The 11,350-nt window shown below is 74.3% G+C and carries 6 protein-coding genes and 1 tRNA gene; 5 read left to right on the top strand and 2 right to left on the bottom strand.

Features of this window, described 5'->3' with window-relative positions; genetic code table 11:
- Positions 1–46: 46 nt before the first annotated feature.
- The gene (gene selD / locus J3P32_RS08605; RefSeq protein ID WP_210439385.1) at positions 47–1,060 is read right to left on the bottom strand and encodes a selenide, water dikinase SelD; all 1,014 of its coding nucleotides are present in this window, start codon (positions 1,058–1,060) and stop codon (positions 47–49) included.
- Between the two features lie 37 nt (positions 1,061–1,097).
- Between selD and J3P32_RS08600 the strand changes: the two genes are divergently transcribed.
- The 3 genes from J3P32_RS08600 to J3P32_RS08590 all read left to right on the top strand — a co-directional run bounded on the left by J3P32_RS08600 (position 1,098) and on the right by J3P32_RS08590 (position 4,254).
- Positions 1,098–1,192, top strand: a tRNA-Sec gene (locus J3P32_RS08600).
- A gap of 21 nt (positions 1,193–1,213) precedes the next feature.
- On the top strand, positions 1,214–2,512 hold the full coding sequence (gene selA, locus J3P32_RS08595; protein WP_210439384.1) for an L-seryl-tRNA(Sec) selenium transferase: 1,299 nt from the start codon (positions 1,214–1,216) through the stop codon (positions 2,510–2,512).
- Complete coding sequence (locus J3P32_RS08590; protein WP_210439383.1) at positions 2,512–4,254, top strand: selenocysteine-specific translation elongation factor; 1,743 nt, start codon at positions 2,512–2,514, stop codon at positions 4,252–4,254. Before selA ends, J3P32_RS08590 begins: the two co-directional genes overlap by 1 nt.
- A 167-nt stretch (positions 4,255–4,421) precedes the next feature.
- Here the strand turns inward: J3P32_RS08590 and J3P32_RS18645 are convergent, their stop codons facing one another.
- Complete coding sequence (locus J3P32_RS18645; RefSeq protein ID WP_210439382.1) at positions 4,422–5,888, bottom strand: fatty acid desaturase; 1,467 nt, start codon at positions 5,886–5,888, stop codon at positions 4,422–4,424.
- Between the two features lie 280 nt (positions 5,889–6,168).
- On the opposite strand from J3P32_RS18645, the gene ppgK reads away from it, so the two are divergent.
- Both ppgK and J3P32_RS08575 read left to right on the top strand, forming a co-directional pair.
- Positions 6,169–6,924, top strand: a complete 756-nt coding sequence (gene ppgK, locus J3P32_RS08580) for a polyphosphate--glucose phosphotransferase (protein WP_210439381.1) — start codon at positions 6,169–6,171, stop codon at positions 6,922–6,924.
- Positions 6,925–7,074: 150 nt separating this feature from the next.
- Positions 7,075–11,346, top strand: a complete 4,272-nt coding sequence (locus J3P32_RS08575; RefSeq protein ID WP_210439380.1) for a LamG-like jellyroll fold domain-containing protein — start codon at positions 7,075–7,077, stop codon at positions 11,344–11,346.
- The last annotated feature ends 4 nt before the right edge of the window (positions 11,347–11,350 follow it).

Genomic DNA, 11,350 nt, shown 5'->3' with positions numbered 1-11,350 from the left:
AACCTACGACGGGCCGGGCCGCCGGTCCACCGCCCGCCGGGGTGGGTCAGCGGACGGTGAGCAGCGCGCCACCGCCCGCGACGACCTCGCCGACCACCGGGTGGCCGGGCAGCTCGCCCACCACGAGCAGCCCGCCGGAGGTCTGTGCGTCGGCGAGCAGCAGCAGCTCGTCGTCGCCGACCGACGCCTCGAGGTGGATTCGCACCCAGTCGAGGTTGCGCCGGCTGCCACCGGGCACGAACCCGTCGGCCAGCGACTGCCGAGCCCCGTCGACGTACGGCACGGCGGCGGCGTCGACCACCGCGGACGTGCCACTGGCGCGCATCATCTTCATCAGGTGGCCGAGCAGCCCGAAGCCGGTGACGTCGGTCGCGGCCCGCAGGCCGGCCGACACCGCGGCCGCGGAGGGGTCCCGGTTGAGCGTGGTCATGACCGCCACGGCCTCCTCGAAGCGCTCACCCGTGGCCTTGTGGCGGTTGTTGAGGATGCCGAGGCCGAGAGGCTTGGTGAGGGTGAGGGGCAGTCCCGGCGCCGCGGCGTCGTTGCGCAGCAGCCGGTCGGCGTCGGCGAGGCCGGTGACCGCCAGCCCGTACTTCGGCTCCGGGTCGTCGATGCTGTGGCCGCCGGCGAGGTGCGCACCGGCGGCCGCGCAGGCCTCGGCGCCCCCGCGCATCACCTCGGCGGCGATCTCGAAGGGCAGCTTCTCGCGCGGCCAGCCGAGCAGGTTGACCCCCACGACGGGCGTGCCGCCCATGGCGTAGACGTCGGAGAGCGCGTTGGTCGCGGCGATGCGGCCCCAGTCGCGGGGGTCGTCGACGACCGGGGTGAAGAAGTCGGTGGTGAGGATGACCACCCGGTCGGTGCCGTCGGCGGCCGGATGGATCCGCACCGCCGCGGCGTCGTCGCCGTGCTCCACCCCGACGACGAGGTCCCCTGTCCCGTCGCCGCCCGCGCGGCCGCCGGGCAGGTCGCCCAGGACCCGCTCGAGCTCGCCCGGGGGGACCTTGCAGGCGCAGCCGCCGCCGGCGGCGTACTGGGTCAGCCGGAGGGGTGACGTCATGGCCCCAACCTAGGACGGCTGTGGCTACGCTGACGACGGAGGCGGTTCTCGTCTGGTGACGGACGCGGTCCTCAAAACCGTTGTGGCCCAGCACCTGGGCCAGGCGGGTTCGATTCCCGTCCGCCTCCGCCACTCGTGACCGCAGGAGGGTGCGTGCCGGATCCGCGACGGGCCGTCCCGCGCACCGACCAGCTCCTCGCCGACCCGCGGCTGCGGGAGGCGGCCGACCGGCTCGGCCCGGTGCTGGTCAAGCGGGCCGTCGCCGCCGCCCAGCAGCGCTGCCGCGACGGCGCGCTGGCGCCGGCCGCGGTCGCCGACGAGGCGGTCGCCGCGCTGCCCCCGGCAGCGACGACGCTGCGCCGGGTCGTGAACGCCACGGGGGTCGTGGTGCACACCAACCTCGGCCGCGCGCCCCTGTCCGCCGCGGCGGTCGAGGCGCTGCGCACGGCCGCGGGTGCCACCGACGTCGAGCTCGACCTCACCACCGCGCGCCGCGGCCGCCGGGGCAGGGGCACCCTGGAGGCGCTCGCCGCCGCGGTGCCGGACGCGGAGGCGGTGCACGTCGTCAACAACGGCGCGGCCGCGCTCGCCCTCGTGACGCGCGTCCTGGCGCGCGGCGGCGGCTCGGTGGTGATCGCGCGCGGCGAGCTCGTCGAGATCGGTGACGGCTTCCGCATCCCCGAGCTGATGGAGTCGGTCGGGGCCCGGCTGCGCGAGGTCGGCACGACGAACCGGGTGCGGCTCGAGGACTACGCGGCGGCGGTCGACGGCACGACGGCCTTCGTCCTCAAGGTGCACCCGTCCAACTTCAGCGTCCGGGGGTTCACCTCCTCGGTCCCGGTGGCCGACCTCGCCACCCTCGGCGCACCGCTGGTCGTCGACATCGGCTCCGGCCTGCTCGCGCCGCACCCGCGCCTGCCCGACGAGCCCGACGCCGCCACCACCCTCCGCGCGGGTGCCGACCTGGTCACCGCCTCGGGCGACAAGCTGCTCGGCGGGCCGCAGTGCGGACTGCTGCTCGGCCGCGCCGCGCTCCTCGAGCGGCTGCGGCGCGACCCCTTCGCCCGCGCCCTGCGGGTCGACAAGCTCACTCTCGCCGCGCTCGAGGCGACGCTCGCCGGCCCGGTCCCGCCCGTCGCCGCGGCGCTGTCCCGTTCGGTCCACGACCTGCGCGCCCGCGCAGCGGCCGTCGTCGCCGCCCTGCCCGACGACCTCGGGGCGAGCGTCGTGGACTCCGACGGGGCCGTCGGTGGGGGCGGCGCCCCCGACGTCGTGATCCCGAGCGCCGCGGTGGCGCTGCCGGAGTCGTACGCCGAGCCGCTGCGGGCGCTGGACCTGCCGGTGGTCGGCCGGCTCGAGCGCGGGCGCCTGCTGCTCGACCTGCTCGCGGTCGACCCCGCCGAGGACGCGGTCCTCGTCGCCGCCGTACGACGCGTGGCGGAGCCGGGCTGATGCACGTCGTGGCCACGGCCGGTCACGTCGACCACGGCAAGTCGGCCCTCGTGGAGGCCCTGACCGGGACCCACCCCGACCGGCTCGCCGAGGAGCGGCGCCGGGGACTGACGATCGAGCTCGGCTACTGCTGGACCGAGTGGCCCGAGGCCGGCGAGGTCGCCTTCGTCGACGTGCCGGGCCACGAGCGGTTCCTCACCACGATGCTCGCCGGGATCGGCCCGGTGCCCGCGGCGCTGCTCGTCGTCGCGGCCGACGACCCGTGGATGCCGCAGGCGGCCGAGCACCTCGCCGCCCTCGACGCGATCGGCGTACGCCACGCGGTCGTGGCGGTGTCGCGCGCCGACCTGGCCGACCCCGCCCCGGCCGTCGCGCGGGCCACGGCGGAGGTGGCCGCGACCGGGTTGGCCGGCGCCCCCGTGCTCCCGGTGAGCGCCCGGACCGGCGCGGGCATCGACGCGCTGCGCGCCGCGCTCTCGGCGATGGTCACCGCGCTGCCGCGGCCCGACCCCGCCGCCGACGTCCGGCTCTGGGTGGACCGGCGCTTCACGGTCCGCGGGGCCGGCACCGTCGTCACCGGCACCCTCGCGGCGGGCACCGTGCGACGCGGCGACGGGCTCGCGCTCGGCGACACGGTCCTGCGGGTCCGCGAGGTGCAGGCGCTCGGCCGCGACCGCGACGAGGTGAGCGGCGTGGCTCGCGTCGCGCTGAACGTGACCGGCCGAACCGACGACCTCGCCCGGGGCAGCGTGCTGGTCACCCCCGGCGCCTGGCACCACACCAGCGTCGTCGACGTCCGGTGGTCCGGGACCGGTGAGCCGCCCACCGCGCCCGTGCTGCACGTCGGTGCTGCCGACCTGCCGGTGCGCTTCCGGCCGCTCGGCGCGGGGCTGGCGCGGCTCTCGCTCGAGCGTCCCCTGCCCCTGCGGATCGGCGACCGGGCCCTGCTGCGCGACCCCGGGCGGCGGCAGGTGTGGCGCGTCGACGTGCTCGACCCCGACCCGCCCCGGCTGCGTCGTCGCGGTGCAGCCGCCCGCCGCGCCGGGCAGCTGGCCGGTGCCGACGGCACCCCCCGTCTCGCCGACGAGCTCGCGCGCCGGGGCATCGCGCGTGCCGACCGCCTCCAGCAGCTCGGCGTACCGCTCACCGACGGCGACCACCTCGCGGCCGGTCTTTGGCTCGTGGATCCCGCCGTCGCCCGGGCGCTGGCCGACCGGCTCCCGGGCCTCGTCGAGCAGCACGCGCGCAGCCACCCGCTGGACCCGGCGGTGCCGCTGTCCGTGCTCGCCGGGCGGCTGCGGCTGCCCACCCCCGACCTCGTGCGCGCGCTGGTGCGGCCGCCGCTCCGCGTCGTCGACGGCCGGGTGCTGGGTCCCGGCTCCCCCGGGCTCCCGGCGCCGGTCCGCGCGTCGGTCGACGAGGTCCTGCGCGGCCTCGCCGACGCCCCGTTCGCCGCGCCCACCGCCGACCGGCTGCGCGAGCTCCGCCTCGACGAGCGTGCGCTCGGGGCAGCGGAGCGCAGCGGCCTGCTCCGTCGGCTCGGACCCGGCATCGTGCTGGCGCCCGACGCGGTCGACCGCGCCGTCGAGCTGCTGCGCGGCCTCGAGCAGCCGTTCACGACCAGCGCCGCGCGCGAGCGGCTGGCGACCACGCGCCGGGTGGCGCTGCCGCTGCTCGACCACCTCGACCGCGCGGGACGCACCCGGCGGCTGGCCGACGACCGGCGCGAGGTCGTGCGCTGAGCTCGCGGCTGCCGAGCGGTGCGTGGGGCAGGTTCTGGCCCGATCGGCCCGCCCGTCGGCCCCCGAGCGGTGCGTGGGGCAGGTTCTGGCCCGATCGGCCCGCCCGTCGGCCCCCGAGCGGTGCGTGAGGCAGGTTTCCGCTCACGAGAAGCTGCCTCACGCACCGCTCAGCGCGCGGTCGGCTCCAGCGGCACGAAGTCGACCTTCTCGCGCACGCCGCAGTCCGGGCAGCACCAGTCGTCCGGGATGTCGGCCCAGGCGGTGCCGGCCGCGAAGCCCTCGTGCTCGTCGCCCGCCGCGACCTCGTAGACGTACTCGCAGCTCGGGCAGCGCGCCGCCAGCACCTCGGCGGTGGCGCCCGGCAGCTCCTCGCGCGCCCGGCGGGCTGCCTCGGCGGCCGCGGCGCGCCCGGCGGCGTCGTACCGGCGCAGGTACGTCTCGCGCTTGCGCGGGCTGATGTTGGCCAGGGTGACGTCGCCGCCGAAGTGGTCGACCACCCGCTCGTCCATGACGCGTCGCCAGAGGGGAGGGACGATCGCGAGCACGATCATGCCGGCGTACCCCGTCGGGAGCACCGGGCTCTCCTCGAAGTCGCGCAGCGTCTGGTAGCGCCGGGTGGGGTTCGCGTGGTGGTCGCTGTGCCGCTGCAGGTGGTAGAGCAGGACGTTGGTGGCGATGTTGTTGGAGTTCCAGGAGTGACTGGGCAGCACCCGCTCGTACCGCTGCCGGTCGCCCTCGCCGACCTTCTGCCGCAGCATTCCGTAGTGCTCCATGTAGTTGACGACCTCGAGGAGCGAGAAGCCGACGACGGCCTGGACGAGGAGGAACGGCAGCACCTCGACGCCGAACGCCGCGACGACCACGGCCCACAGTGCGACGGACATGAGCCACGCGTTGAGGACGTCGTTGTCGAGGCGCCACGGGCTCTGCTTGCGACGAGCGAGCCGGCGCTTCTCCAGGCGCCACGCGGACCTCAGGGAGCCGCCGACCGTGCGGGGCCAGAACCGGTAGAAGCTCTCCCCCAGCCGTGCGCTCGCCGGGTCCTCCGGGGTCGCCACCCGTACGTGGTGCCCCCGGTTGTGCTCGATGTAGAAGTGGCCGTAGAAGACCTGCGCGAGCGCGACCTTGGACAGCCAGCGCTCGTTGGCCTCCTTCTTGTGGCCGAGCTCGTGGGCGGTGTTGATGCCGATGCCGCCGATGCAGCCGATCGAGACGGCGAGGCCCACCTTGTCGAGCGTCGAGAGCGGCATCTCGGCGAGCAGGCCGAAGGCGTCCCAGCCGCCGACGACCGCCATCGCGGCCAGGAAGCCGGCGTACTGGATCGGCAGGAACAGGTAGGTGATCCACCGGTAGTACCTGTCCTGCTCCAGCGCCTCGATGACGTCGTCCGGCGGGTTGGAGCGGTCGAGGCCGGCGAGCAGGTCGATGGCGGGCACGATGCCGAGGACCACGATCGGACCGACCCAGAACCACACGCTCCACCCGGTCGCGAGGTAGCCCCCGAACGCGACGAAGGCCAGGCTCGGGACGACCAGGCCGATCAGCCACAGGTAGCGCTTGCGGTCCCTCCACAGCTCGGTCGTGCCGTCGGGGACCGTGCCGCTAGGGGCGAGTCGAGTGGGGTAGCCGGGCATGTCCTGACCTCCTGCCGTGGGTGTACACGACTGTAGGTTCTGTAAAGCGGGTTTGACAAGAGGCACCCCTTTGTCAACCGCTCACCGCCCCACGAATCCCCGCTTAAGCGGGGGACTGCGAACTTCTCGGGGCATGCATGCCACTGGATGTTCGCGATCCCCCGCTTAAGCGGGGGATTCGAGACGCCTCGCCCCGTGGGCGGAGCAGGACCGGCGAGGCGCCGTCCCACACCGTGTTGCCCCCGTCACACCTCGCGAGGACGGACGCTAGGTTGTGCGCATGGATCACCCCTTCGGCATCGACTTCGGTGGCACCGGCATCAAGGGTGCGCCCGTCGACCTCGAGGTCGGCGACTTCGCCCACGCCCGGGTCCGCATCGACACCCCCAAGCCGGCGACCCCGCAGGCCGTCGCCGACGTCTTCCAGCAGATCGTCGACTCCTTCCCGGCCTCGACGACGCCGGTCGGCGTGACCGTGCCCGGCATCGTCCGGCGCGGGGTCGTGCTGTCCGCGGCCAACATCGACAAGTCGTGGATCAACGAGGACGCCGACGCGATCTTCACCGAGGCGCTCGGGCGCGAGGTGCACGTCGTCAACGACGCCGACGCCGCCGGCCTGGCAGAGGCCGAGTACGGCGCGGCGCAGGGCCGCCGCGGACTGGTCATGGTCATCACGCTCGGCACCGGCATCGGCTCGGCGCTGATCCACGACGGCCGGCTCGTCCCCAACTCCGAGATGGGCCACCTCGAGATCGACGGCGCCGTCGCCGAGTCGCGGGCCGCGACGAGCGCCCGCGAGCGCGAGGGCCTGTCGTGGGAGGCCTGGGCCGAGCGGCTCACCACCTACTTCCGGCACCTCGAGCGCCTCTTCACCCCCGACCTCTTCGTGATCGGCGGCGGCGTCAGCAAGTCGTGGGACAGCTTCGGCCACCTCATCAAGGTCGAGACCGAGATGGTGCCCGCGACCCTGCAGAACCGCGCCGGCATCGTCGGCGCCGCCCTCGTCGCGCACCGCAAGGCGGGCACCGAGGGCTGAGGTGCGACTTCAGGCGGACGCCCCGGGCGTCCGCCGAGCAACCGGCCAACGCCGGTCCACCCCGCGTCCGCACCGCTGCCACCTTCCGGTCATCCCGCGCCGGAAACCTGTTCGGGTCCCCATCGGATCGAACCGAACAGGAATCCCTCTGTGAAACGCCACAGCAACCGCTGGCGCTCGATGCTGGCCACGGCCGGCGCGGTCGCCGTCACTGGCTCGCTCCTCGCGATCGTGCCCGGCACCGCCTCCCCAGCGACGGCGGCCGAGCTGCCCGTCGCCGACATCCTCGACATCGACTTCGCCGACGGCACCGCCGACGACCGCGCCCGCGACCTCACGCCGACGCTGTTCGGCGACCCGGAGATCGTCTCCGACGCGGCGCGCGCCCGGACGGCGTACGCCCTCGACGGCGACGACGCGGCGCTCTACCCGCTCGCCGGCCAGTACGACGCCATGGCGTCGGGCTTCTCGGTCGAGTGCAGCTTCCGCTACGACGGCAGCGACCTCGCCGGCGGCGAGCAGGACTTCTGCGGCGCCAAGGAGGCCGGCGGCTTCGCGACGTACGTCAGCGGAGGTCGCGGCGGCTTCATGGCCCACATCGGCGGTGGCTACAAGAACGTGCGCTTCCCGATGGAGGCGGGCGAGTGGTACCACACGCTCGTCGTCTGGAACGGCTCCACGCTCGTGCTGTACGTCGACGGCGAGCAGGTCGCACAGACCGCCGCGTCGGGCGTGTTCAAGGCCCCGTCCGTGGGCGCGCAGAACTTCGCCCTCGGCGCCGACGCCCAGCCGAGCAACGGCGTCGGGTTCTTCGCCGCCACCACCATCGACACCGCCCGGGTGTACTCGTCGGCCCTGACGGCCGGCGACGCCGCCGCGCTGGCCGCGGCCGCCGTCGCCGAGCCGGTCGCCCCGACCGCCGACGTCCTCGACGTCGACTTCGCCGACGGCACCCCCACCGACCGGGCGCAGGGCCTTCCCGTGACCGAGTGGAACGAGCCGGTCGTCCGTCCCGACGTGCCCCTGGGCCGCAACGTCGGCGCGTTCGACGGCAGCTCGGCCTACCTCTACCCCCTCGCCGACGACTACGACGCGCTCGTCGACGGCTTCGCGGTCGAGTGCACGTTCAAGTACGACGCCGACCTCGCCGCCAGCGGTGAGGAGCGCGGCAACATCTGCGGCGCCAAGGAGGCCGGCGGCTTCTCGATCACGCTCTACGGACCGAACCTGTCGTTCAACCCCCACATCGGCGGCAGCTACCGCAACCTCAACGTGCCGGTGGTGGCCGACCGGTGGTACCACGTGGTCGGCACCTGGGACGGCCAGGTGGCCAGCCTGTACGTCGACGGCGTGCTGGCCAAGCAGGCACCGGCCGCGGGCGCGCTGACCGTGCCCCCGAACGCGACCGCCCGCAACCTCGTGGTCGGCGGCGACGCCAGCACCAACAACCGGGCGAGTTTCCTCGCGCCCGCCACCGTCGCCACCGCCCGGCTCTTCTCCGAGCCCGTGGACCGCACCGACGTCCTCGCCCTGCGCCGCGACGTCCTGGCCGACGGCCTCGCCACCGCGCCCGTCACCATCACCGGCTCCACCCCGGCGGCCGGCAGCCGCATCACCGGTCCCACCACCCTGTCGGTCGAGAGCTCCATGCCGCAGGCGGTGGGCCGCACGGCCGAGTACCGCATCGACGGCGCGCTCGTCCGGCCCGGCGACGAGGTCGGCCCGGGCCTCCGCGCCGGCGAGCACGCCCTCACGCTCCGCGGCAGCGACGTCTTCGGCCGTCCGATCGACCAGTCCGTGACCTTCCGGTCCGGCAACATCCCGGTCGGCGGCGGCACCCGGACGGGGCAGGCCGGCGGCTCGGTCACCCTCTCGTCGGTGGCCACCAACCCGAGCGGCGGCGACGTCACGACGACGTTCGTCCGAGCCGAGGCCAAGGTGGCCGAGGACGGCTTCCAGGGCTCCTTCGCCGAGCTGCCCACCACGCGGGAGTTCGAGCACGAGCAGGCCGAGGACCTCACCGGGCCCCTCCAGCCCGGTGACGACGCGCTCGTCACGAGCCCCTCCGCGACCGGCATCTCCTTCCAGCGCCACGACGTCGCGGTGAGCGCGGCCGAGGGTCAGCGCATCAGCTGGTCGGGCACCGTCGACCCGACCCGCAGCGTCACCCTGCGCGCCTGGAACGGCGAGGCCTGGGAGGCGCTCGACACCGCCCGCGGGCTCGCCGAGGGCTCCGTCGCGCTCACCGGCGACGTCCGTCCCCGCCACCACCACGACGGCGTCGTGCCGATCATGGTGACCGGCGAGGACCCGTTCGCCGACGACATCCCCAACGAGGTGCGGCCGGCCTTCGAGGACCCGTCCGCGTACGACTTCTCGCTCGCCCACCTCACCGACACCCAGTACCTCTCCGAGGGTGCCGACGAGCCGCCGACGCAGGCCGAGCGCGACACCTGGCGCCGTGCGTACACCGACATCACCGAGTGGATCGTCGCCAACTCCGAGTCGCGCAAGATCGCCTTCACCGCGCACACCGGCGACATCATGGAGAACTGGCACAACCTCACCGACAACCGCGCCAAGGCGGTGCGGGAGTACGAGGTGGCCTCGGCCGCGCAGAAGATCCTCGACGACGCCGGCCTGGTCAACACGGTGCTCCCGGGCAACCACGACAACCAGTACGGCCAGGACAACGGTCCGGACGCGCTCTACAACGACTACTTCGGGCCGGAGCGCTACGCCGCGCTCTCGCAGCACCCGCGGTGGGCGGGCGAGCGGGCGTCGTACCAGCCGTGGAAGCCGGGCGACAACGCCAACAACTACGTGCTGTTCAGCGCCGGCGGCCTCGACTTCGTCGTGGTCAGCCTGGGCTTCGGGGTCACCGCCGAGGAGGCGGCCTGGGCCGACGCGATCCTCGAGCAGTACGCCGACCGCAACGCGATCGTGCTGACCCACGCCTACACCACGCCGAGCTCCAACCCGGACGGTCGCGGCGGGGGCATGTCCTACGACGGCATGAGCGTGCGCAGCTCGGTCGTGAAGGAGAACCCGAACGTGTTCCTGGTCCTCTCCGGGCACGAGCACGGGGTCAACATCGAGGTGCGCAAGGACCTCGGCCGCCCGGGCAACCACGTGGTCGAGCTGCTCGCCGACTACCAGTTCTACAAGGTCCGCGCGGGCGAGGTGGGGCTGGGCGGCACCGGCACCCTGACCCCGGACACGCTGCTGCAGATGGGGTCGTCGTTCTTCCGGCTCCTGCAGGTCGACGTCGACCGGTCGGAGATGAGCGTGGACACCTACTCCCCGTTCCTCGACAACTTCGGGGCGACGGAGTACGACGACCGCAACCGCTACAACGGCACGGAGGACGACTTCAAGATGCCGATCCAGCTCCAGCACCGGGCGACCAGCTTCGCCACCGACTCGCTCGTGGTGCTCGACCCGACCGAGGAGGTCATCGGCACCGACACCGCGCGGTCCGGCTGGCCCGCCTCCGTCACCTGGGACGGGCTGACCATCGGCGAGACGTACGCCTGGCAGGCCGTCAGCCGTGACGCCGCCAGCGGCGAGGAGCTGCCCGGCCAGGTCTCGCAGTTGGCGCTGTTCACCGCGACCGCCGACGGCGTCGCCGACGTCGACGCGCCGGTGATCACCCTGGGCGCGGCGGACGTCGTCGCCCACGGCGCCGCGTTCGACCCGCTGGCCGGGGTCTCGGTCACCGACGACCGCGACGGCGACCTCACCGACCGGGTCTCCGTCCTCGGTGAGGTCGACACCTCCGTGGCCGGGCGCTACCAGCTCGTCTACCTGGTCAGCGACGCGGCCGGCAACCAGTCCGTCGCGACCCGCGAGGTGACGGTCCAGCCGGCGCCCGCGCCGGTGAACACCGCCAGGCCGGCCGTCAACGGCACCCTCGCGGTCGGCTCGCTCGTCACCGCCGACCAGGGCCGGTGGACCAACGCCGACCGGGCCACGTTCGAGGTCCAGTGGCTGCGCGACGGGGTGCCCATCCAGGGCGCCACCGGGGGCGAGTACACCCTCACCGGGGCCGACTCCGGCGCGCGCATCGCCGTCCGGGTCACCGCCCGGGTGACGGGCCGCGAGCCCGTCGCCGCCACGTCGGCCGAGTCGGTGGTCGGCAGGGCGCGGGCCGCCGCGACGATGAAGGTGACCAAGGCGAAGGCCGCCAAGCGGGCCACCGCGACCGTCGCCTTCACCGCGCCGGGCACGGTCCCGACCGGGACCGTCGTGGTCAAGGTGGACGGCCGGACCCTCCGCGCGGTGCAGCTGCGGGCGGACGGGACCGTCAGGGTCACGCTGCCGAAGCTCAGCGCCGGGAAGCACCGGGTCAAGGCGGTGCTCGTGGCGAGCGAGTCCTTCGAGCGGACGACGGTGAAGCGCACCATCCGGGTGCGCCGCTGACCGA

This window comes from Nocardioides xinjiangensis, assembly GCF_017916385.1.
In the GTDB taxonomy this organism is placed as follows: Bacteria; Actinomycetota; Actinomycetes; order Propionibacteriales; family Nocardioidaceae; genus Nocardioides; species Nocardioides xinjiangensis.
Note: the sequence above shows the minus strand (reverse complement) of the source record. Positions and strands in the feature narration are given on the sequence as shown.